The sequence below is a fragment of the Scytonema sp. PCC 10023 genome, from assembly GCF_963920835.1.
GTDB lineage: Bacteria > Cyanobacteriota > Cyanobacteriia > Cyanobacteriales > Nostocaceae > Kalymmatonema.
The window spans coordinates 23,124-45,466 of sequence record NZ_CAWUDP010000079.1 but is presented as its reverse complement, the minus strand read 5'-3'; the positions used below and the strand labels follow the sequence as shown (position 1 = coordinate 45,466).

The following is a 22,343-nucleotide window of genomic DNA, read 5'->3' as shown; positions in this document are numbered from 1 at the left end:
TTTGGGCTTTGATTTAGTTGCTCAATCTGCTGCTACCGAATGTGTTTCTTAGGAGATTATCCGAACATGATATTAGTCCTCTTCCACGAAAACAAGTATTGTAGGGTGGGCAGTGCTTACCTTATTTTGCCCACTACATCCGGGTTTTGCGTTCGCACTGCCCACCTTACGTGTAGTTCAAAAATCTGCGGAGGAGTCCTATAATTCTTTTAAGTTGTAGACAAAGCAATCATTAAACATACAAATAATAGAACCAGCAGCAAAACCAACGCCTGATTGCGTCTCATCCAACTTCTGACAGTTGCACCAAAGCTGCTAGCGTAACGCTGCTGCTGCAACTCTTGCTTACTCTCTTCGATATTTTGGTAGAGAATGCATTCTTTAGCAAAAGGACGTTGGGGAAAATTGCAAGTATCATCAGCGTGGTAAGTGCAGGTGTCACAGAGATATTCCTTCCCAGTGGCGCGGTGTAAGGGAATCCCAGGATGTCCATAAGCTTTCAACTGGTTACCACAATGAGGACAGGTGACAGCTTGGGAATTCACGGGTTGATGACAACGAGAGCAAGTTGCAGTGTCCACAGCTTGAGCGTTCATGAGCAAACATCTTGATTTTAGCCATTCACTCACAACATTGGGTACAAAATACTCATCTACGAGTTTTCAATATTCATTAACAAAGCTCGAACACTCGTGAGCGAGTCATAAAAACTCATTCACGAGTTCCAAACACTCGTCCACGAGTCATAAACACTCGTCCACGAGTCATAAACACTCATTCACGAGTCATAAACACTCATTCACGAGTCATAAATACTCGCCCACGAGTTCTAAACACTCGTCCACGAGTTATAAACACTCGCTGACGAGTTCCAAACACTCATGGACGAAAAAAAACACCTCGTTTTGCAAATCTTAAGACTCAGAAGCAGGTTTGACAGGTTTGTTTCTGATGGCTTTAAAGCGATCGCCTAATTGTTCAGCAACGCTTTTTAAACCAGGGGTCTTTTTAGCGGCTGTTTTCACGTAGTCATAAACCGTTAAACTACTGCTCATGGCTTCACTACCCACAGTCAATAAGGTATCATCTACCTGTTCGCTCAGTTGCCGCAGTGCAATCAAAAGTTCGGTGAGTGTAGCGGCTAATTGATAATCCCGGACAAATTCCTGGATGTCAAAACTTGCTGGTAAAATATCGGGGTTAGATTGAGCAGCCGTGAGGCTATTGTTGACAAAGGCTAAACTTTTGTCGCCCATTTTAAATAACCTGCGCCGTTCCTCGGTACTTAAGGTAATGAGGAAAGGTAGCTTTTTTTGAATTGTTTGCAACGCTGCTTTGATTTGTTGCATATCTTCGGGGGAAAGGGAAGCGGTGATATTTTGGTATGCCATCGTATAATTACCTTGAGATTCTACTAGTTAAGTAGCAATGACTGCTACTTTTAGGATTCCCACTGGTTAATCAAATTACACAACTTGATAATTCAATTTTTACTTTGTCATATCAGGTTCGGTTGATTACTTATCATTCCTGAAGAACCCCACCCCGCAATCATCTGCGCTTAGGCTCCCCTCCCCGCAAGCGGGGAGGGGATAAAGGGGTGGGGTGCAGTTAACGTGGGAATCATAACTAATTAGCCGAACATAATATCATGCGTCGTAACGCCGATGGAGATGGATACTTACCAGCTTCTATCAGGGCTTGCCGTTCCGGAATACGCTCATTATTGTTAAAATCTAGAATGCGTGCAGTAACTTCTCCAATATCTGTCAACGGTTGAATTACAGCGCCCTCTAGCCGAAAGTGTTCTCCCCAAAAATCTCTACGTGGGTTGAAGAACCGGACGAGTTCCCCAGTGCGCCAATTAATTGATCCCAAATCAGTTCCTTTTTGAAGGTTGCAGAAAACACAGGCGTAGCAGAGATTATCCTCTGTTGTGGCTCCACCGTGTTTGACGCTAATTATATGGTCAACTTGACAACCCGATGGTGCTTCTATTTCTAGAATAAGGCAGTACTCACACAGGTAGTCAGCACGGGCTGCAACTAAACGCCGAAGTTCTGAATTAACGTAAGGACGAGACATTGTGAATACTTACTCAGCACTAATATACTTATAAGCCCGTGCTTTTGCTAGCCGCATTATATGCTCTAGCGTCAGGAAATGGTCTAATTCCCGCTTTTCCTCTGGCGTGAGTTCCCCCATTTTGTGTTTATACACTAGGTCTTCTAAACGGTCTTTTGCTGAATCTGAAAGTTGAAAATTGACGACGCTTTCGGGAGTGGTTCCAGCAGCAATAAAGTCAATGATTTCGTCGTAAACTTTTGTTGTTTGGGTAGGTGTATTCATCAGCGTGTCCCTCTTTATTGCTCATCGAAAATTTGGGTAGAAACCCCGTCCTTGTAGGACGGCTTTATTTTTGGTTTTGGGATGAGTGGTGAAAACTGTCACCACTCAGAGAATGCTTGTTACCGCCTTGGATGTACTAACTACGTTCGATGTTTTGTATTCACCTTTCGTCCGGACAGTTACAGACTCGTGTTTTTTACCTGTACGCATAACAAGTGGCGATAAGCCCGTGTGTATAGATCCCTAAGCCCTTCGGGCACGCTTCGCGAACGCTACTGACGGTAAAGAGAGGTTACAGACTAGGGAGGCATCCAGTAACATCTTGTGAGCTACCACGCTCAGATAGTTCAGTCTGGGTTCGTACCCTAAGCTAGACACTGTTTTAGTCTTGGGTTAAAAGGTTGGTGAATCCTCCTCTTCCAAGCCCCAGCCCTTTAGGGTGGGGTTTGTGACTGTACTTCTATGCTACTTTCCAGGATTTTGCTAGCGTTTGAGGTTCTGGCAGAGGTTCACCATTTTCTAAAGATGTCTCAATTAACATTTCTATCACTTCTTGAGCATTCTTGAGAGCTTCTTCGTAGGTGTCTCCGTGGGTGCAAGGCTGCATGACATCAGTAAACTCAGGCAAGAAAACTACATAACATTGGTCTTCTTCTGACCATTGAATAACGATTGTATATTTCATTCTTCTGTCTCCTCTGTCTGCTCTTCTTCCATTTTCTTTAGTTCTGCAAGTGCTTGACTTACTTGCTTTTCTAAATATATTTTGGCATCACTACCATCTTTGCCAGAAATGATAATAGCTTTAGATAATTTTGGATGTATCCATTTACTATGGCTACCTTTCTCAGGTTTATAAGTAAATCCAGCTTGCAACAACAAGCTTTTGAGTTCTCTGATTTTTTTGGGCATATACTCAGCTTACATTCTCACTTGCTCACCTCTTCTTATTCTTCCCATTATCTCAACCTCTGATGAAAAAAATGATTTTATGCCACTTTCAATGACTTTCCTAACGTTTGAGGTTCTGGTAGAGGTTCGCCGTTTTCTAAAGATGTTTCAATTAACATCTCTAGTACTTCTTGAGCATTTTTGAGAGCTTCTTCGTAAGTCTCGCCGTGAGTATGGCAAAACTCTCCCCATTCAGGAAAACTGACAACAAAACAATCATCTTCGTCAGACCATTGAATAACGATTGTATATTTCATATTTATTCATATATATTGAATATCAAATTCTGATATGACTTATCATTTTCGTTTCACCTCACCCTGCCCTTCGGGCACCCCTCTCCTTAGTAAGGAGAGGGGATGGGGGTGAGGTTGTTTTACTTCTCTAATTCTGCCAACTTCTTCTGAGCAAACTCCCGCACTTGCTCATCGGGGTCATTCTCCGCTCTGTCGCGCAGTAGTGGTAAAGTTTGGGGACGGTGAGGATGTTGTTTGACAATTATCTCAAGTGCAATGCGTCGAGGATTGGTTTCATGGTTTTCCTCATGCTCAAAGGGGTCATTGAGAGCGCAGTTGTAGAACAATTCAAACATCCCAGGCTCATCTTTGAACCCCTTAGCTAATTCTCGTAACGCTGCATATTGCACATCCAAATGATCATCAGCAGTGGCGCGACCTTCGAGCCAGGCTAGGGTAGCGGCGTCATCTTTGTAGTTGTTGGCTAATGCTTGGACTGCTGCACCTCGCACATCCCAATCATCATCAGCAGTGGCGCGGTCTTTGAGGATGGCTGAAGTATCAGCGTCATCTTTGTAGTTGCTGGCTAATGCTTGGACTGCTGCATATCGTACACCCGAATCATCATCAGCAGTGGCGCGGTCTTTGAGGATGGCTAAAGTATCAGCGTCATCTTTGTAGTTGCTGGCTAATGCTTGGACTGCTGCATATCGTATACCCGAATCATCATCAGCAGTGGCGCGGTCTTTGAGGATGGCTAAAGTCTCGGCGTCATCTTTGTAGTTGCTAGCTAATGCTTGAACTACTGCACCTCGCACAGACGAATCATCAGCAGTAACGCGTTCTTTGAGCCAGGCGAGGGTAGCGGCGTCATCTTTGTAGTTGCTGGCTAAAGCTTGAACTGCTGCACCTCGCACAGACGAATCATCAGCAGTAACGCGTTCTTTGAGGAAGGCTAAAGTATCGGCGTCATCTTTGTAGTTCTTGGGTAATGCTTGGACTGCTACACGTCGCACACGCCAATTATGATCAGCAGTGGCGCGTTCTCTAAGGAAGGCTAAAGTATCGGCGTCATCTTTGTAGTTGCTGGCTAATGCTTGGACTGCTGCACCTCGCACACGCCAATTATGATCAGCAGTAACGCGTTCTTTGAGGATGGGGAGGGTATCTTTGTCATCTTTGAAGTTGGTGGCTAATGCTTGGACTGCTGCATATCGCACACCCGAATCATCATCAGCAGTGGCGCGTTCTTTGAGGATGGCGAGGGTTGCGGCGTCATCTTTGAAGTTGCTGGCTAATGCTTGGACTGCTGCACGTCGCACATCCGAATCATCATCAGCAGTGGCGCGTTCTTTGAGCCAGGGGAGGGTATCTTTGTCATCTTTGAAGTTGCTGGCTAATGCTTGGACTGCTGCACGTCGCACATCCGAATCATTATCAGCAGTGGCGCGTTCTTTGAGGAAGGGGAGGGTAGCGGCGTCATCTTTGTAGTTGCTGGCTAATGCTTGGACTCCTGCACCTCGCACATACGAATTATCATCAGCAGTGGCGCGTTCTTTGAGCCAGGCGAGGGTAGCGGGGTCATCTTTCCAAGCCGTTGCAACTGGTGCGATCGCTTGGGTGCGAATTTCCTGAACTAGTTTTGTCTCTTCTTCATCTTGATAGGGTATGTAATAGTAATTTAAGTCGTATTTGGTTAAGTCTTTAAAGCGGTTCAGTAATTGCTGAGCAGTTTTTGCAATTACCGTCCTATTCCTTACATCCGAAAGACACTTAGCCGCTAAAAACAAGTTGCTAAATTTCTCCGCCTCACCATTCTGCGCCATTAAATAATCAAGAATTTCGCCAACAAATTTTGGCTCAATCATTCCTGCAATCAACCGCAAGACTTCATGCCAAGTTTCATCACGCCAGTGTTTACCAAAAACTTCTCTCTTAAGTTCTTCAATTTCCAGGGTACGCGATTCTTTAAACTGCCAAACAAACTCCCAAGCACAGAAATACTCTAAAAACGTCCGATGGACAAAGGCATAGTAATCTGCACCCAGGAAACATAACATAAAGTTGCGAGTCCGCAGTTGATTTATCATCAGCTTCGCAGCTTCTCTGGCTTTATCAACTTCTATGCTTTTTAAATACTCAGTCAAAATTCTTTCTAAATCATTCGCACTTATCAAATTGCCTGCCAAACCTTTTTCACTGGTTTGCATATGGTAAGCAACTTGACGCAGCATCGCTTGCTTATCTTTATAATCTATCGTTTTGGGGTCTAACCTCTTATCTTCTATCAAAGCACGTTCTACATCCCATTGATGCAGCAGCACCCGCGATGCTTGATTGTAAAGTTCGGCTCTATCTCTTGGCAGTTCTTGGTTACGATTCAAAATTGCCATCATTGTCAGCAGCAAGGGATTTCCTGCAAGTTCTGCTATCGATTTTGATGTGTCAATTGCTCTTTGCAGTCGCTCTTTTTTTCTCTCTCCATCAACCTTATCTGTAAAAGTGTCAGAATGCCAACGGTTGATAAAATCCTGAATTTGTTCTGGTTCCAAATCTTGCAGCATGAAATGCTTAAACTCAGCATCTCGCAGGCGTTGCGGTTTGTAGCCAATAACGCGAGAAGTCACAATCACCTGCACATTGGGATAGTCATTGGTGAAGCGATGAATATCTGTAATGACATCTTCTCGCCTACCAGGGTCAAAAACTTCATCCAAACCATCAAACATCACCAAAGCGTTACCAGCCTTGAGTTGTTCCTGCAATTGATGCTGATTGAGGTGAGCGATCGCACCGCTACATTTATGGAAGAATTCCAGAAAATTATTACATTCTTTGTCCTCCCGTCGCCGCATATAGGCGCGTAATTCAATGAGTAACGGAATTGGCAGATGATTTTTCTTCTCAAGCTGATCAAGAGTTTGTTCTACCCAATCTAACGCCAGATATTGCAACAATGTAGATTTACCTGAACCAGGATCGCCCAAAATGACAAGATATTTATAATTCTGCTTATCCTCAACAATATCTTTAACTGAACGTACTTGCTGTTCAAAATAAACTCGCTTGTGACGCTCTAACTCTTCTAGTGCAATTTCTTCTGCTTCTAGTTCGTTCCTTTCTCGCAGTTGTCGGAGATGTTCTTTAGGCAGTTCGTGAACGTGTGGTAAAACTTGGTGAACTTCCCGCACATTTTGAGGGATAAAGATTCGCCATAACCGCAATTCGTTATAGGCGTAACCGCTCGTATCTAAACTATCTAATTTTAAATTATTGTAGCGTTCGCGAATGGCTTCTTGATATTTAATTAAGTTAAAATCGGGTACAATACCAGCAATTTCTTTAGTGTTTTTTTCAATATTGTTTAACTTTTGCAATTCCAGGATATAACGTAACTCCTCTGACTCGAAGAGAATTTCTTGAACTTGTGTGAAATACTGCTCTGTCAGTGTTTGCCAGTTAAACTTAGGTGGTAAAGGTTTTAAATGAAGCCTTCGCCAGCTATCTTCCAGAGTTTTCGCCTCTAGAGAATCACAACTAATATCAAAAGCTTGACCAAGAATTTCCTTAACCGAGCGATCGCGGATAAATTTATTGATATCTGTCGTATACTCTTTAATTTCAGCTTCAGACAGTTTGCAACGAACCTTTAACTGCTGCTGCATGAGTTGCAAAAATTCTGTCAGCGCCATAATCACAGCTTTTTGAAGTGGTTCTTGCTGAAAGGGCGCGGTTGCAAGATTATTAAAGATATGCTTGAAAAAATCTTTGGCATAGTCCTTGACTAAATCTTTGACAAAATCTTCGCTGATAATAGTCTTGACAAGAAATCCAACTGCTTTTGTAGCTACCCAGGTAGTGAACCATTCAACTATCATACGCGCTTTTCCTGAGCTTTTGACTACAAGTATATACATCCGCCCAAATTATGTTTCCTGATTTCAGGGTGATTTCAAAAATATCACACTCAGAGGAATGCGATGATTCATATCATGTCCGATTAAACACTTATAATAAAAAGACCCCTCCCCAACCCTCCCCAAGGCATCGGGGAGGGTGCCGTTAGGCGGGTGGGGTAAATTTGGGAATTGTAAGTAATTAAACGGACATGATATCACATCCTATATCTATATATTGACAAATTATTATCGTTGTGCATTGTCTATACCAAAGACTCAGATTCCCGACTTCTTGAAGAAGTCGGGAATCTTGTTGTTCAAGAAAAAAATCCTGAGGATCTTCAGAAAATCCTCATATTCTTTTTTTATTATTCTTAATGAATTAACGTTCAGATACTTTAAATACCTTACAATTCAGTATAAATACAAGCCTGAGCGTTATAAAATGTGTTCTCTACATCACTAAGGTTCTAGAGTTAGTTCTCCATCATGAGTTGTACTGCTCATAGTACAAGTCTCATTCATGACGGAGCTTTGTTGGTCTAACAATAATCTTTGCAAGGAGAGGCAGTGATTTTAATTGATTGGACTAATATGGCTCAATCGGTACTACATGAGAATTGGGAGAATTGGTTGCAACAGCATGAATATACCCTTGTCCTCAACGACTATGCTGAGGATATAGAAATTCAAATGTTTGCGTCTAATCAAACCATATCTTTTGCTGTGTATGCTCCCATCAGTTTTGGCTTAATCTACATTAATATCCCTACTGCTCAAGATGCACTCATGTTGATAGCAAGGCTGAGACACTTGCTGTTGCTACCGTGGGATAGAGTTCAAGATGACGGTTCTTCTCCCGACAAGGAAAACCGTTCTGAAACCTTTCTAACTATAGGAGGTGGAACAATGCAAAAAAAAATTGACACACCAAAAGCCCAAATCTCTCCACAAGAGATGCAACAGGAAGAGGTCATTGACCAACCAACCGTGCTTCAACTTCAAAAAGATACTGCTATTCTAATCGCCTCCCTCAAACAGATGGCAGAACGTAATATTTGCCCAAAAATTGCGTGGCGAGCAATCAAACTGCTCACTCAGTATCAAAAAATTGTCGATCGCCTGCTGGCGCAGTTATAACGTCTAGCTTTACATAAAGGAGCATCGCTTCCTAAGATAGTTTTACGTTAAATATTTTATAAATATTTTAGGAACGCGCTTCCTTTAACCAAGAGTGTCTGGATCTATCCCTAACTCGCGCAATTTCTCTGCTAATGTTTGTGCGCGTTGTTCTGCTGCTTGAATGCGTTGTTCTGCTGCTCTAACACGTTCTTCTGGTGTGGGGTAACGTTTGCCTTGCTCATCGTACCAATAAAGCCATTCCCGCGTCACTCCTCCATAAGTTCCTCGTTGGCAACCAATTCCTAAGCCAACTTCCGGTAACCAAACAGGGTTTTCCTCTTGTAATTCATACTCACCATCAACTAACCGATGCACTTCTAAACGCGGTTTGCGACGACGGCGAGAAGAGTAAACCACGTAATACAATACACCTAACGCTGCATATTCTTCTTTTTTAGTGCTATATTCTTTGCGATAATTTTGGGAAACAACTTCTAGTACCAAAATAGGGACAACGTTTTCGTCCCACAGCACATAACTGGGGCGCAACTCTTCATCATATATACGTTCTACCCCTAAGCTCAAAAATCCATCTGGCACGATAGGAGGTTTATCGGGGTGATAATAAATACCCATATCTATGCCAAAAAACCAGTCCATGCGCTCTGCCCATAGGATTAGCAATATCGCCTTGAGCAAGCCTGGTATCAATTCTTGCAATTCGTTATCCACAGGGGTATCGTCAGAGTCGGGTAGTTCTTCAGCAGAGGGCAAGTACCTTGGCAGGTTAAATAACATGACTGGTTTTCCCCGAAAACTTATCAAAATTACACTGAATTAAACTTCAAAGAATCAATTTTGTTGATACGAAGTTGCGTTCATACATCTTAACCTCATCCCCCTCATCCCCCTCATCCCCCTCATCCCCCTCATCCCTTCAACAACGCTACTTCTGTGGAAATTTCCGGACTTGATACTCGCCTGACTCCACAATGGGGTAGGATTTTCCCATCGCTGCAGTGAACTTGCGCTCAATAGCCTCTAATTCGGCTTGGGGTATCGCTTTCCAATCCTCTTTCGTCGCCCAGTGAATTACCAAAACCACTTCTGTGGGGTCATTCGGATTGATCCAAACTTCTTTACCAAGAAATCCTGGATGTTTAGCCAGCGCCGCTGTCCAAATTTCCGCATCTTTTTGGATATATTTTTCTCTTTGTTCGGGCGGAACTTTCGCCTTAAGTAGTTCGATTATCACACTTTTTATTTCCTGTGTGCGTTTGTCAAAATAGAGTTGTAGTCTATATTAATTATCCTTCCACGATGGGTGTATAGGATAGATTTATGAAAAACAGTCATCTGATTTGAAAAAAGTGATAGAAAGGGATTATGGACAACAACAACTGGATGAAGCAGTTATTAATGCTTGGTATTGGCACAACGTCAGTAGTTGCAGACAAAGTGCGGGAAGTAAGCGACCAACTTGTTAAGGATGGCAAGCTTGATCCCGAGCAAGCCAAAGCAGTTATGGATGATATGGTACAGCAGTTAAAGTCGGAGCAGGGAAGCTGGGAAGGCAATGTGCAACGACAAATGCGAAATATGTTGCAGGATTTAGGGGTGGCTCGTCAGTCGGAAGTGGATGAATTGCGCGGTAGAATTGACCGATTAGAGCGTCAAGTACGCGATTTAGAAAATAAGCTTTGGCGTTAGGGCGTCGTCTGATTTACACTAAGTTTTGTCCTAGTGGTAATCTCATTCCTAGACTACTAAGTAGAGAGGACTGATTTTGAAAGCGATTTTACTCAGCATCGGCTTCATGCTGGTTTGTGTTTTGGTTTTAGTGTTGGCGCAAATTGGCGATAACAAACAGGATATCGCCGTTGCTACCCAGCTGACCGCAACGACTCCAGCACCCATCCAGGTACAAGAAAACAATACCCTAATTGCGAGCAAAACTATGTCTGAAGCTAATGCCATCACCACGCCCTCTGGACTTAAGTATATTGAGTTAAAAGAGGGGACTGGGGCGACTCCGAAAACTGGACAAACAGTTGAGGTTCACTACACTGGTACTCTGGAAAACGGTACCAAGTTCGATAGTTCACGCGATCGCAAACAGCCCTTCCAGTTTAAACTCGGTGTCGGACAAGTCATCAAAGGCTGGGACGAAGGACTGAGTACTATGAAAGTAGGCGGTCGTCGTCAGTTAATTATACCCCCAGAGTTAGGTTATGGCGCTCGTGGTGCTGGTGGTGTCATTCCACCTAACGCTACTCTAAACTTTGATGTGGAATTGCTCGGAGTCAAGTGATAGCTAATAGAGCAATCCTACTTGATTTGTGTGAAAGTGCCTGCGCTAAGCGCATAAATTGAAACCCTCAGAATCCCGACTTCTTAAAGAAGTCGGGATTCTTGTTGTTCACTCAGTTTCAATAATTGTTCGGTTTGAGTAAATTTTTAAATTTGGTAAATTGTGGGTCAAACAAGAGTTTAATATTGCCTGTTGGACCATTACGATGTTTCGCTACGATCACCTCGGCAATTCCTCTTTCAGGGCTGTCGCTGTTATAGTAATCATCTCTATACAGCATTAACACTAAATCCGCGTCCTGTTCGATACTTCCACTTTCTCTTAAATCGGATAACATGGGACGCTTGTTAGTCCGTGCTTCTACTCCTCGACTCAACTGAGATAGAGCAATCAGTGGGACAGATAATTCACGCGCTAAACTTTTGAGACTTCTGGTAATTTTTGATAATTCTTGTACGCGATTATCGCCCGCTCCTTCCATCAATTGCAAGTAATCTATAATTATTAGTCCCAGTTCTGTACCCAATTCCGCTTGCAAGCGCCGCGCCTGACTCCGCATTTCTGTGACTGTAATATTCGGCGTATCGTCAATATAAATTGGCAATTCTTCGAGCGTACTAATAGCACGGCTTAAAGGTTCCCATTGAGTTTGACTGATGCGTCCACTCCGCAAATAACCACTTTCAATTCCCGCTTCGCTCGCCAACAGCCGCTGTACCAGTTGTTCTTTTGACATTTCCAAGCTGAAAACAGCAACTGGTAATTTATATGAAGATGCAATATTATGAGCGATATTCAAACAAAAAGCGGTGTTGTGAACGCAAATATCATTGGCAACAAAATTGTGGGTTACTGGAATTGTCAAGTCATACACTTGTTTGTATCCCACTGATTCTATAGAAACGATTTCATCCCAATAGACTTCCCCTGTGGCTAATGGTTGTAAGGATAAATCTTCTAATGTATTTGCCATTAAAAAACGTTCTTGTGATAAAGCTTGTTTATCCACATGAATATTTGTGTGTGCTTTGATTCCAGCCCTACGTGCTAAAACTGTCCACGGTTCTTCATCTTTGGCTGCTGTTATCTCCTGGGATGTTTCTACTGGAATGAAATCATAATTAGTCTTACTTTTCACAGGATCTGAAAAACCTCTCTCCAAACCTCTCTCCTGGAAGGAGAGAGGCTTTGAATTCTCCCCCTTCCCTTTTAGGGAACTCGGGGCCCCCAGGTCGTGGGGATTAGGGTCAGGGGGTTGGGGGGTTAGGTTTTGCGTTGCTTTTTCCACATAACGTGAAAAGTCAGCATAATGAGTTTGGTACCTCTTATTAATTAAAGCTGCTTGTACTTGTAATAAAGCGGTTTCTTTGCCAAAAATCCCAATTTCTGAGAGAAAAGTTTGAAGAGATTCGGTATCAGTAATATCTAGTTGCCAAGCGTGTCTAGAAGTGTTTTTGTATTTAACAGATCGCTTGTTCAAAGTTGCAATGATGCCAAATCTCAGCAGCAGATGTTGTACCTGTCTTGCCAGTTTCTCGCTAACAGTGCAATAGCCTAATTGTACCTGATCACTTGCAAGCACCGTAGCCCAACCATCTGTGGCAAAGAGGCGATTGAGGAATAAAGAAACTTGCGATCGCTCTAGTTGAAAGATACAAGCAGGAATTATTTTTTCCTCAGCTTTTTTGCTCCATAGCGCCTGATTCTCTAGCCACTCAATCAAAGGGTTTTTTTCCTCTTGACACATACCAGCATACAGTATTGAGGAACGCTCAGGGCGAGAATTGCAAACTTTCAGTTGAGGAGAAAAGCTGATAACAGCATTTTGGAAATCTTCCTGAATCAAAGGGTTTATATTTGTCAATTCAGCTGTTATGTCTGTCAAACAACCATCTCCTATAAAGTAGGCAAGTAGTTTGACTTCACATTCACGAATTTTTTTTGTACCAAATACATTTATTCTGCGAGGTACAGCAATTTTATCACCTACTTTCAGATCTGAAACTGGACGCCATCCATCAAGAGTCAAATAAGGATGAGTCATGGTCGTTTCAACATATCGCCCCAGTCGAGTTGTAACGCCTAAAACTGGTTTGATACCGTCATCGACAAATGCAGATGGTTGAGCAATCTCTAATTTCCAATCGTCTGTTAAGGTTAGTAGGTCTGCATGACGACGATGATAAATTTCTTCAATAGTAGAAATGGAACCATCTGCGAGAAGAATTTCTGTGTTATGTGCTATACATTTTCCCATTGATGGACGACCAGCAACAATAATCAAATCAGAACGCTGAAAACCGTTAGTCATTGCATCTAAATCGTAAAACCCGCAGGGAATACCTGGTAAGGCGACACCTTCATTGCGAGTTTCAATATCTTGAAAAGTATTAATTAGGGTGTTAGAAATGTGCACCAGACCAACTTGAGGGCGTTCTTGAGTGACGTTGAACACTTTTTGTTCTGCTTGGTCTAAAACTATTGGTAATTCGGTTTCTGTCTGGTAGCCCAAATGCACTATTTCATTACCAGCTTTGATTAACCGACGCCGCAGGTATTTTTCCATCACCAACTCGGCTAAAGCGTCGATGTTGACGGCTGATACTGTGCGGTCTACTAGTGTTGCTAATTTATTTCTACCGCCAACACGCGTGAGCAAATCGTGGTCGTTTAGCCAATTTATCACCGCAAGCAAATCTGTGGGCTTACCTTGACTGTGTAGACGTTGCGCTGCTTGATAGATATCTTTATGAGCGTTAATGTAAAAAGCTTCTGGAATCAGGCGATCGTTCACTCTGCTGATCGCTTCCGGATCTAGCAAAATTCCCCCCAATATCGCTTCTTCCGCCTCAATGTTTTGAGGAGGGAGGCGATCCATACCATTACCTTGAAAGTTTAGTTCTTCAGACATAAATGAATTTAGATTTTAGATTAGGGTTCAACTATTACCCTTATAGACCAAAATCTACATTTCCAATATGTGTGTCGTTTGAAGCGTCTTTACACCATTAAGATTTATAACTAATTTGAAAGTGAGTCTTGAAGAAGTAGGGTGCGTTAAGGAGAGTACGGCACTACTTTAACACTGTATTAAGGTAGAAAAAAGTATAATTTTTTACATGTTTTTAACGGGGCGTATAGCTGACTTTTCACCTCATGTGGAAAAACGAACAAAGGAACCTAGCTCCCCAGCCCCTAACCCTACTAGCGAAGGGGGAGAATTCTAAGTTCCTCTCTCAGTAATAAAAGCTGCTCCTCTTCCCTCCCCTTTGAGGGGGAGGGTTAAAAAGAGGTGGAGAGAGCAATGGAAGCGAGGTTTTCCAGATAAGAGTGAAAACTAAGAGCGTATAGACAATGGTCTTATCGCTTTCAAAGAAACGCAACAGCTTGATTAGCCCAAAGAAAAAACACTACGGATTTAGGAAATGCTGTACTAAGTGTGGTATGAATTCACAAATGTTTTGATGTTTTCTTGTCTGGCAACTCGTTCTCCCATCAGATAAGGCTTGATTTTTTCGGCTAAAACCGGACTACGAAGCATAGAGTAATGGTTCCCTTCTATCTCATGAACATCTACCCCACCAAGTGCGAATTCTGACCAGCCTCTTGTTGGGTCTTGATATTCGTGAAATAAGTCGATTATGTCTTCTGTTGCGCGGAAGAAAACAACTTTACCAGGGTATGTTTTCATTGTGTAGCGCATTCCAGCGGTGACATTGCCTTCAAATACATCAAAAAGATGGCGAAACTGCTCAAATGTAAATTCAGCAGGTAAAAGTTTAAGTTTGATTAATTTCTGCAAAATATAGTTTAATTGTACGTCTAATTCCGAAAAAGTTCGCAATTCATCTATTATTATTTGCTGCGAATACTCACCTAAAGCACCTACTGTACTGTCAGCAAAAGCCGTTAGCACTAGATAGTATTCATTACCCATTTTTTCTATCTGGTTTTTCATATCTGTAGATGTGGGTAAAGGCATATCCAACATTCCTAAAAAAGAAACTTCTTGACCACTAGCCTGCAATTGCTGTGCCATTTCGTAAATGACAACTCCACCGAAAGAGGAAGCAGCAAGGTAATAAGGTCCTTGGGGCTGAACAGACTGCATGACTTTGATATAAGCCGCAGCCATATCTTCGATAGAGTTTAAAGATTCCTCTTGACTGTATAAATTAGGTGGTCGCAAGCCATACAAAGGCTGATCCAAACCCAGATGACGGGATAATTCTAAATAGCAGAAGACATTACCACCAGCTGGGTGAACGCAGAACAAAGGCGGTTTAGTTCCGCCTGGCTGGATCTTGACCAAGATAGACTCAATAGGTGGCATCTTTGCTACCCGATGTTTGTGATGCAGATAATCAATAATTTCTGCTTTACGTTCTCGCAATTCGTCGCGTAACTGTGAAGACAAAGCTCCCTTGGGGGCGCTGTAGCGCAGACGAACTTCTTCATCTAGCCAAAGTTGAATTTCCAACTTTTCTAGGTTAGATAATAATTGATCAACTGTTTTCAAATTTCTCCCTCCTCTATATCGGTTGCAACAGTAATTAGTGTTTTCGCAATTTGCGTAACGTTAGTTTTTTCAGATAGCACCGTTGTTTCGGTGTTTGTTGTACCCGCATCAGAACCTTGCACTCTAGAATTCAGTTCTGGATAATTGTTCTGAATGTACGATGAAAATTGAGCGATTGTTGGAGCTTCAATCATCAGTGTGAAATGAAAGTTTCCTCCTAGTTGTTTTTCTAATTTATTCACCAAAATAATTGCCTTGATAGAACTCCCACCCAGTTCAAAAAAGTTGTGGTGAATGTCAATTTGTCCAATTCCTAAAACTTCCTGCCAAACAAGTGATATTTGCCGTTCCAACTCATTGCGAGGCATAATCCGTGTTTGAGTGTCTCTACCAGCACTAAGAAGCCGTAACTGCTCCCGGTCGATTTCCCCTGTAACTGTCAAGGGCATCTGTGCAAGCTGTACGAAGTCACAAGTAACTGGCGTGCCAAAGTAATCTGTGATCGCATAGTCCTGTATCTTTACAGTTAAGTCTGAAACAGTAGCACCAATGCCCTTGGTGGTGAAATAAGCAGTTAATTTCTGCAACCCATGAGCTTCTATTTCCAAATACTTCTGGATATACGGTTTGCTGCCATCCAAACCTATTAATAAATGTTCTTGGTCATGGTACAAACCTGTCAGCAAAGAATACAGACCTTGGGTGGTGGAAATACTGCAGGAACCTCGGCGATGGAGCCAAGATTGTGCAGGATTATCTTGGCTGATGCCCAAGTTATCCCAGTTACCCCAAACGAAGCAATAACTCTGCCGTCCCTGTTGATGGCGTTGATAGTGTGTAAAGCGTTCTAGAAAGGAGTTAGCAGCAATATATGCACCGATATTAGCGCCGCCAAATAAATCCGCTAAAGAAGAAAAACTAATAAACAAGCTGTTGGGATGGTCTTGCAGCAGTTGATGCAATACCCAGGTTCCTTGTACCTTGGGACGCAGCACTGCCTCTAAGTTGTCCTGAGTTTCTTCTAAAAGCAAATTCTGCCGATATACTACCGCTAGGTGAATGATTCCAGCTAACTCTCCTTGCCATTGAGATAAAGCTTGTGTAAGTGCCTGTTGTACTTGTTCGTGCTGGCAAATATCTACCTGTTGATAGAGGATTTCTCCTGGTAATTGCTCTAATTCTCGATAGACCTCGATTTTTTCAGATAGAGGACTCCTCCCCAGCAATAACAGCTTTGCTTGATAATTTTGCAGCAGATATTTGGCTATCTCTACTCCCACGCCGCCAAGTCCACCACTAAGCAGATAAATACCCCCTTGCTTGAAGGGTAACTCTCCCTTGGGTTGTTGTTCCCAATCTACTTTCTGTAAGCGAGGAACCAAACGCTGTCCCTGACGATAAGCTACCTCCAAAGCTTTTGAGTTTGCTTGGAGTTCTTGGAGAATATAGGCTGCATTGTTCTCTACTTCCTCTAGCAGGAGATCCACATGGCGGACGCGTAAAGTCGGCATTTCCTGAGGAATAGTTTTGAGCAAGCCTAACATCGGCGACTTGGCAGGAGCAATTTTATCTGTGGATGAGGTAGCCTGAGTTTGACTACCAACGCACAGCAAGCGCACCGACTGCTGGGAACCTTGAACCTTAGTTAATGCTTGGATTAAGTACAAGAGACTGTAAATGCTTCGTTCTTGGGCTTGTTGGAGTGCGTCTAAAGAGGGGATATCTGCTGTCAATGAGTCATAAGTCCACAAATGTATAATCTCGGTGACAGGTTGACCGTCATAGAGGATGGACTGAAACAGTTGTTGATAGTGGTCGGGATTTTGCGGGTTGATGCAATAGCTGTTGTCACCTGAGCTAAACTCTTTCCCTATCTGGACGCGGATACATGAGCGATTAGCCGACTGTAGGTGTTGACACAATATTGACCCTAATCCCGAAGAGTCGAGAAATACCACCGTGTGCCCACTCATGGGTTGCAAATCTTGCCATGTGGCTTTTTGCGATCGCCTTTGGCACTGCGCTCCGCGCGATCGCCAAATTTTGTGGTAGAACCAGTCGGGTAGGGTGTTGTGATTACCCATCAAGATGTCGAGCCGTTTGAGAATTGGTTCAAACTCTCCTGTTTGAAAGCGTTGACTCAATTGGCGGCGCTGGATTTTACCAATGGCGGTTTTGGGAATATCTTCCTTAGCCACTGGAATTAAATAATCTGGATTTAATCCCACTTTGTTGACTACAGTCTGCTGGATTTCCTGAAGCAGCTTTTGCAGTTGCTTGTCTTCTACAATCGGTGAATGGAAAAAGATAGCTAATTTCTCTGTTGCACTATCTGCATCTTTGACTGCACAAGCAGCAGTGTATGATGCCTCTACTTGTTCAATTTCTTCAACTACCGCTTCGATTTCATGACTGTGGTAATTGGCTCCATTAATAATAATCGTTTCTTTAGCACGACCTGTGAGCACCAAATGCCCATTAGCAATAAAACCTAAATCTCCAGTGTCAAACCAACCGTCTGCTAAAAACGCTTCGGAATTCGCTTGTGGGTTTTTGTAATATCCCGGTGAAACAGCATCACCTTTGACTTGCAAACGACCAATGCTATCTTCTGGCAAGACATTGTTCTTACTGTCTACAATCCGAATGGTTACTCCGGGAATCACCGCCCCTAAGTCAGTAAAGGTCACACTATTCGGATGCTCTGCCCCAACTCGTTCGATGGTTCCCTGTAAGCAGGATTTGTCTAACCTGTGGAATTTAACAGGTACTGTCTCAGTTGGCTGATGAAAAGTAATAGCCGAAGCCATCTCTGCCATCCCAAAGGCTGCTCGGATTGCCGTTTTCTTCAGTCCATAAGTGACCATATTCTCTAGAAAACTCTCTGCTGTTTTGGCAGAAACGGCTTCTCCGCCCGTAACTAAGAATTTCACGCAAGACAAATCCCAGTTTTGTAGTGCTTCTCGCTTCAGGGCTTCGTTAACTAGGGCATAGGCAAAGTTAGGTGCCCAGCTATGAGTAATGCGGTATCTATCGATTAAATCTAACCAGTTGAGGATGTTACCTAGTACGTATTCTTTTTGAGCATAAACAAGTGTGCAACCCAATACCACGCCACGAATATGGCACATGGAAATACCACCAATATGGTCAAATGGCAGCCAATTCAAGATTGCATCTTCCTGGTCATGTTGATTGAGTAGATTTTCCCCCCTGGCATTAGCGATGAGATTACGGTGGGTCAGTTGAATGCATTTTGGTACTCCTGTCGAGCCGGATGTGAGATTGAAAAATGCCACGTCATCTGGCTGACAGGAATAATATAATTTGTCTGGAAAATTAGTTCTTAAAGCTTCTATAGAAGCAATTTTCAAATTTTCTGCTGGCAGCCACTGGGATAGATATTCGACCTCTTGTTCCAGTGCTTGTGTGGTTAAAATAACTGGGTTATCTAAGAACTTCCAAATATGAACTAGCTTATCTACCGCCTTGTTCGATTCTTTATAGGTTGGAGGTACTTCGGTAATTAGGGGAATAAAGCCCCCCAATAGACAACCCCAGAAAGCGGGAATGATATCGCAACCGAGTTCCAATTGTAAAATGACTTGCTCTTGTGGCTTCAGCCCTAGCTTTCTCAACCCACAGAGAATTCGCTCGGCTTGTGCAAGTAAATCGGCGTAGGATTGCCGAAGTTCTTTTGCATTAGGCAACAGGTAAATAATCCGTCCCTCTACCTGTTGAGCTGCTCTTTGCAAAACTTCTGGCAATGTGGAGGGCGCATTGGATTCATCTGGTAGAGAAGCACCATAGCTGATTGCCAATGGCTTCGGTTGTGACTTTTGTCGTTCTATTTTTGGCTTGGTGTCAGAGGGAATTAATTGTTTAACAGCAGGTGTGCTTAACCTTTTCTCCTCTGGAAGCAAATCTTCGAGATGCAACCGGGAAAGGCTCAAGGTATTTTCTTGCACAACTACTGCGACCTGCTCGATTTCTTGCCTTGACTGGAGTTGCTTTTCTATTTGTTCCACTAATTGGGAATCGAACACCGGCAGACTCATTAGAGCCTGTTTGTTTACTTCCCCTGTGGGAGTCAGCGGCAGATTGGATACTGATATGTAAGCATTAGGCAGCCAAGCTGACGGTATAACCTCTTGCAGATAGGATTGCAGTTGTTCTGGATCAACTGGCTGCTGTGAGACGATGTAGGCGACTAATTCAGGGCGGGAAGTTTCTGCTTTCCTTACTAGTACAGCACAGTCTTCAACTGATACATTTTCTAAGAAAACAGATTCCACTTGGTTTTGAAAATGTTGTAAATCCTGGTCGATTCGTTCATCTTTAACGTTAAAGAAATCTTTTTTCATTTCAAGGTAATTGATATGTGAAACGTGATTTTAGCTATTGTGTTACTCAAGCTTTTTGTATGACAGTATTCTTAACTGAACTTTGGTAATCCGGAAGATTAGTATCAATGAGAACGAAATGAAGAGCCACTCTTTACATATCAATTAAAGAAACTGGCTTGTATTTTTGGCATTTTTTTTGCTCTGAATAGAAAAAATATTATTTTTTTTAAGTACTTATAAAGTAAAATTATTTGCCTGATATGGCAAGTCTTTCAAAGTAATTTTACGGTTAATACAAAAATCTTCTAGTTCAAATATCACACTTTTACCCAAAAGTCTATGAATTTTTGAATTTTTTCTGGCGAGTTTCAGCCTCATCACGTATATATGTCAATACTTATTGGTTACGGATTAATACGGTTGGTGATAAGACCAAAACCGTTACCAACGTGAGTTCGATATATCCTGATTTGACCCCTCTCCAAACCTCTCCCCTTGTAGGGGAGAGGCTTAAAAATCCCATTTTTACGTAGCTCCTCCCTCTCCTACAAGGAGAGAGAGGTTGGGTGGGAGAGGTCCTGAGAACTCACGTGTTACCAGGATGACAATGTAAAGACGCGCCTCCTCTCGTCTCTACACATCACCCAATCTCACCAAAATCCTTAACTGAACCGTATTGGGTTAAGGATTAAGCAGTAAGGAGTTTTAAGAAGGATATAGAGAGAGATTTGGAATAATTTCCAGTTCTTTATAGCCTGTTTGTTGGTCTGGGGTTCTGAGAAAGGTGTATTCTTCGCTGATACCGATGACTATTTCGGCGGTTGTGTAGATAATGCATCCATCGTCGAGATGCCCGCCGATGGTTTTTCCTTGTTTGTCAGAAATTGCAATGTGAAGATGAACCCCAGTGGTGGCTATTGTACCGTTAAGAGAAAGAATTTCAAATTTGTCAGATAAGACTGTACTTGTGTCTTGATTGGCAAAGCGAATTGTTACCACCTTTAAGCTGCCAATCGCAGTTAATATAAACCCTGCTTTAATATTTTCCTGCAAGGCAAAATTCTTTAAACTTTGTTTTAGATCTTCATTTGGTTTGAGTCTAAAAGCAAATATTTTCATTGGATATTATAGAGTCAGGCATTAAAGAAATATTCAATTATAAATGACAAGACGGTGGTGAGCCGCATCCTGGCAATATAATTTCTTTATAAATTCGCTTTATAAATTAGAAAAATTTATATGTTGAATATATGACCTAGTCAATACATAGATCCTATGTAACAACACGGTTTCTCAAATATGCTGTTAATACTATACTGTGTTTTTGACGAGTTTGAATATGTTAGGATGACTGCTTCAATGCAAAAGTTTGAAAGAACAAGTTGAGTTTCTATCACAATTTTGACAAAAAGAATCGTCATGACGTTTATACGATGTGACCTTAGTGCAAAAATCCCTGACCTTTGTCAAGTCATTTCCCCAAATAGGACTATGTTTACAGGTGCATTTAGTGGAGTACATTTATATCAACACGTTCATAAAACGAGAGTAGTTTCTACTATCAATAACTCTTTGCGACCTATAGCAATTCTATAATTATCTCTTGCCTGTCATTGGACAATCTGATATAAAAATTGCTAATTTAACTCCTTTTGACAAGAATTTGGTCGAGTCAAATAGTGTAGTAAAATCTAGAGAAATGTAGTTTTCAACACGAAAAATACACAGATAAATAAAGTACATTAGTTATCTACTTTCGTCTGTGTACCCTACCTTAAGGGAAGCTGCTGCATATTATTCGTAGCTCCGACCAAGAGACACGCGTCAACGGAGTCTACGCAAAGTCGCCATTTCGGCGTCTATTCTGTATTTTTTTGACAAAAATTCAATGGCTTGGCATAGATTGTAGGACAATCTCAAGAACTCAGGGTTAGTACGGAGGATATTTTATATGTTGCCTAACCAATTTAAACGATTGGAGCAAGAAGATGATGTGATTTTGTTAGAAAATAAAATATTTAATGCAGTTCAAATTGTCAATCAAGTGCTTCAAGATCTTGAACCCAAGGGAAATGATTTAAATTTACGTTGTAAAGATAAATTTATTAATAAATATTTTAAAAAAAGGAATGTTCAAGGCATATTTAATAGAGTTGAATGGCAATTTTACCTCCGACAAGGAATCGAATGTGAACTCCTGCTACCTGGTAATAATGGTAGACAAAAAGGCAAACTTGAGATTAGGGTCACTTTAGAATTCTCTCCATCAAAAAAACAATTTTTATCCATGAGTGACGGTGAGAGTATGTCTGACTCTCTATCACGAAAAGACAGTAAGAGTTGCAAAAATTTTGAGATTAAAGTTTCGTTAGACTTTTGTCCTGAGGAAATCATTTCAGAAAAAAATCATGACCAAAACTCCTTGCATTTCTATTCCTCTAACAGTGAGGAAGTATATGTTCCTACGCGACCAATACTAATGCCAAATCTGTGGGAAAATTCCAGTAGAAACTAACCTCACTATCGACTATATAGCGCTTGGTGGTGTTGAGTGCAATACATCAAGAAATAAGAACTACTCATGGAACACTCATGGAACACGAGATTTAT

18 protein-coding genes are annotated in these 22,343 nt (G+C 42.0%); 4 read left to right on the top strand and 14 right to left on the bottom strand.

The annotated features are described in order from the left end of the window. Positions 1-209 precede the first annotated feature (209 nt). The 8 genes from ACM0OZ_RS35170 to ACM0OZ_RS35135 form a co-directional block, all read right to left on the bottom strand. Positions 210-596 carry a hypothetical protein gene (locus tag ACM0OZ_RS35170; RefSeq protein ID WP_414587470.1) on the bottom strand — a complete coding sequence of 129 codons (387 nt, stop codon included), beginning with the start codon at positions 594-596 and terminating at the stop codon, positions 210-212. Positions 597-914: 318 nt separating this feature from the next. Then, on the bottom strand, positions 915-1,391 hold the full coding sequence (locus tag ACM0OZ_RS35165; protein WP_414587469.1) for a hypothetical protein: 477 nt from the start codon (positions 1,389-1,391) through the stop codon (positions 915-917). Positions 1,392-1,629: 238 nt separating this feature from the next. Next, positions 1,630-2,085: an HNH endonuclease gene (locus tag ACM0OZ_RS35160; RefSeq protein WP_414587468.1), complete on the bottom strand. Its 456-nt coding sequence runs from the start codon at positions 2,083-2,085 to the stop codon at positions 1,630-1,632. A gap of 9 nt (positions 2,086-2,094) precedes the next feature. After that, positions 2,095-2,349, bottom strand: a complete 255-nt coding sequence (locus ACM0OZ_RS35155) for a hypothetical protein (protein WP_414587467.1) — start codon at positions 2,347-2,349, stop codon at positions 2,095-2,097. A 460-nt stretch (positions 2,350-2,809) separates the two neighbouring features. Continuing rightward, positions 2,810-3,034, bottom strand: a complete 225-nt coding sequence (locus tag ACM0OZ_RS35150; protein WP_414587465.1) for a type II toxin-antitoxin system HicB family antitoxin — start codon at positions 3,032-3,034, stop codon at positions 2,810-2,812. Further along, positions 3,031-3,261, bottom strand: coding sequence for a type II toxin-antitoxin system HicA family toxin (locus tag ACM0OZ_RS35145; protein WP_414587464.1), 231 nt, complete (start codon positions 3,259-3,261; stop codon positions 3,031-3,033). Before ACM0OZ_RS35145 ends, ACM0OZ_RS35150 begins: the two co-directional genes overlap by 4 nt. Before the next feature lie 77 nt (positions 3,262-3,338). Continuing rightward, on the bottom strand, positions 3,339-3,557 hold the full coding sequence (locus ACM0OZ_RS35140; protein WP_414587463.1) for a type II toxin-antitoxin system HicB family antitoxin: 219 nt from the start codon (positions 3,555-3,557) through the stop codon (positions 3,339-3,341). A gap of 119 nt (positions 3,558-3,676) precedes the next feature. Beyond that, positions 3,677-7,414: a HEAT repeat domain-containing protein gene (locus ACM0OZ_RS35135; protein WP_414587462.1), complete on the bottom strand. Its 3,738-nt coding sequence runs from the start codon at positions 7,412-7,414 to the stop codon at positions 3,677-3,679. Positions 7,415-8,029: 615 nt separating this feature from the next. Here ACM0OZ_RS35135 and ACM0OZ_RS35130 point away from each other — a divergent pair. After that, positions 8,030-8,575 carry a hypothetical protein gene (locus tag ACM0OZ_RS35130; RefSeq protein ID WP_414587460.1) on the top strand — a complete coding sequence of 182 codons (546 nt, stop codon included), beginning with the start codon at positions 8,030-8,032 and terminating at the stop codon, positions 8,573-8,575. Positions 8,576-8,659: 84 nt separating this feature from the next. Here the strand turns inward: ACM0OZ_RS35130 and ACM0OZ_RS35125 are convergent, their stop codons facing one another. Together ACM0OZ_RS35125 and ACM0OZ_RS35120 are read right to left on the bottom strand one after the other, a co-directional pair. Continuing rightward, a complete protein-coding gene (locus tag ACM0OZ_RS35125; protein WP_414587459.1) occupies positions 8,660-9,355 on the bottom strand; it encodes a Uma2 family endonuclease in 696 nt (231 codons plus the stop codon). Between the two features lie 148 nt (positions 9,356-9,503). Then, positions 9,504-9,812 carry a TIGR03792 family protein gene (locus tag ACM0OZ_RS35120; protein WP_096563428.1) on the bottom strand — a complete coding sequence of 103 codons (309 nt, stop codon included), beginning with the start codon at positions 9,810-9,812 and terminating at the stop codon, positions 9,504-9,506. 131 nt (positions 9,813-9,943) lie between these two features. On the opposite strand from ACM0OZ_RS35120, the gene ACM0OZ_RS35115 reads away from it, so the two are divergent. Next, complete coding sequence (locus ACM0OZ_RS35115; RefSeq protein ID WP_414587458.1) at positions 9,944-10,267, top strand: phasin family protein; 324 nt, start codon at positions 9,944-9,946, stop codon at positions 10,265-10,267. A gap of 76 nt (positions 10,268-10,343) precedes the next feature. Next, on the top strand, positions 10,344-10,868 hold the full coding sequence (locus ACM0OZ_RS35110; RefSeq protein ID WP_414587457.1) for an FKBP-type peptidyl-prolyl cis-trans isomerase: 525 nt from the start codon (positions 10,344-10,346) through the stop codon (positions 10,866-10,868). A 118-nt stretch (positions 10,869-10,986) separates the two neighbouring features. On the opposite strand, the gene dnaB is transcribed toward ACM0OZ_RS35110, so the two are convergent. From dnaB to ACM0OZ_RS35090, 4 genes are all read right to left on the bottom strand, one after another. Then, the gene (gene dnaB / locus ACM0OZ_RS35105) at positions 10,987-13,779 is read right to left on the bottom strand and encodes a replicative DNA helicase (RefSeq protein WP_414587456.1); all 2,793 of its coding nucleotides are present in this window, start codon (positions 13,777-13,779) and stop codon (positions 10,987-10,989) included. A 522-nt stretch (positions 13,780-14,301) separates the two neighbouring features. Then, positions 14,302-15,387, bottom strand: coding sequence for a thioesterase domain-containing protein (locus tag ACM0OZ_RS35100; RefSeq protein WP_414587455.1), 1,086 nt, complete (start codon positions 15,385-15,387; stop codon positions 14,302-14,304). Beyond that, a complete protein-coding gene (locus ACM0OZ_RS35095; protein WP_414587454.1) occupies positions 15,384-19,751 on the bottom strand; it encodes an SDR family NAD(P)-dependent oxidoreductase in 4,368 nt (1,455 codons plus the stop codon). Before ACM0OZ_RS35095 ends, ACM0OZ_RS35100 begins: the two co-directional genes overlap by 4 nt. Positions 19,752-20,438: 687 nt before the next feature. Further along, the gene (locus ACM0OZ_RS35090) at positions 20,439-20,852 is read right to left on the bottom strand and encodes a PPC domain-containing DNA-binding protein (RefSeq protein ID WP_414587453.1); all 414 of its coding nucleotides are present in this window, start codon (positions 20,850-20,852) and stop codon (positions 20,439-20,441) included. An 832-nt stretch (positions 20,853-21,684) separates the two neighbouring features. Between ACM0OZ_RS35090 and ACM0OZ_RS35085 the strand changes: the two genes are divergently transcribed. Beyond that, the gene (locus ACM0OZ_RS35085) at positions 21,685-22,248 is read left to right on the top strand and encodes a KGK domain-containing protein (RefSeq protein ID WP_414587452.1); all 564 of its coding nucleotides are present in this window, start codon (positions 21,685-21,687) and stop codon (positions 22,246-22,248) included. The last annotated feature ends 95 nt before the right edge of the window (positions 22,249-22,343 follow it).

Bases quoted from the DNA above. Each gene is read 5' to 3' on its own strand.
- ACM0OZ_RS35165 (WP_414587469.1), bottom strand. From the start codon at position 1,391: ATGGCATACCAAAATATCACCGCTTCCCTTTCCCCCGAAGATATGCAA.
- ACM0OZ_RS35085 (WP_414587452.1), top strand. From the start codon at position 21,685: ATGTTGCCTAACCAATTTAAACGATTGGAGCAAGAAGATGATGTGATT.
- ACM0OZ_RS35155 (WP_414587467.1), bottom strand. From the start codon at position 2,349: ATGAATACACCTACCCAAACAACAAAAGTTTACGACGAAATCATTGAC.
- ACM0OZ_RS35145 (WP_414587464.1), bottom strand. From the start codon at position 3,261: ATGCCCAAAAAAATCAGAGAACTCAAAAGCTTGTTGTTGCAAGCTGGA.
- dnaB (WP_414587456.1), bottom strand. From the start codon at position 13,779: ATGTCTGAAGAACTAAACTTTCAAGGTAATGGTATGGATCGCCTCCCT.
- ACM0OZ_RS35130 (WP_414587460.1), top strand. From the start codon at position 8,030: ATGGCTCAATCGGTACTACATGAGAATTGGGAGAATTGGTTGCAACAG.
- ACM0OZ_RS35115 (WP_414587458.1), top strand. From the start codon at position 9,944: ATGGACAACAACAACTGGATGAAGCAGTTATTAATGCTTGGTATTGGC.
- ACM0OZ_RS35090 (WP_414587453.1), bottom strand. From the start codon at position 20,852: ATGAAAATATTTGCTTTTAGACTCAAACCAAATGAAGATCTAAAACAA.
- ACM0OZ_RS35125 (WP_414587459.1), bottom strand. From the start codon at position 9,355: ATGTTATTTAACCTGCCAAGGTACTTGCCCTCTGCTGAAGAACTACCC.
- ACM0OZ_RS35170 (WP_414587470.1), bottom strand. From the start codon at position 596: ATGAACGCTCAAGCTGTGGACACTGCAACTTGCTCTCGTTGTCATCAA.
- ACM0OZ_RS35140 (WP_414587463.1), bottom strand. From the start codon at position 3,557: ATGAAATATACAATCGTTATTCAATGGTCTGACGAAGATGATTGTTTT.
- ACM0OZ_RS35160 (WP_414587468.1), bottom strand. From the start codon at position 2,085: ATGTCTCGTCCTTACGTTAATTCAGAACTTCGGCGTTTAGTTGCAGCC.
- ACM0OZ_RS35095 (WP_414587454.1), bottom strand. From the start codon at position 19,751: ATGAAAAAAGATTTCTTTAACGTTAAAGATGAACGAATCGACCAGGAT.
- ACM0OZ_RS35135 (WP_414587462.1), bottom strand. From the start codon at position 7,414: ATGATAGTTGAATGGTTCACTACCTGGGTAGCTACAAAAGCAGTTGGA.
- ACM0OZ_RS35150 (WP_414587465.1), bottom strand. From the start codon at position 3,034: ATGAAATATACAATCGTTATTCAATGGTCAGAAGAAGACCAATGTTAT.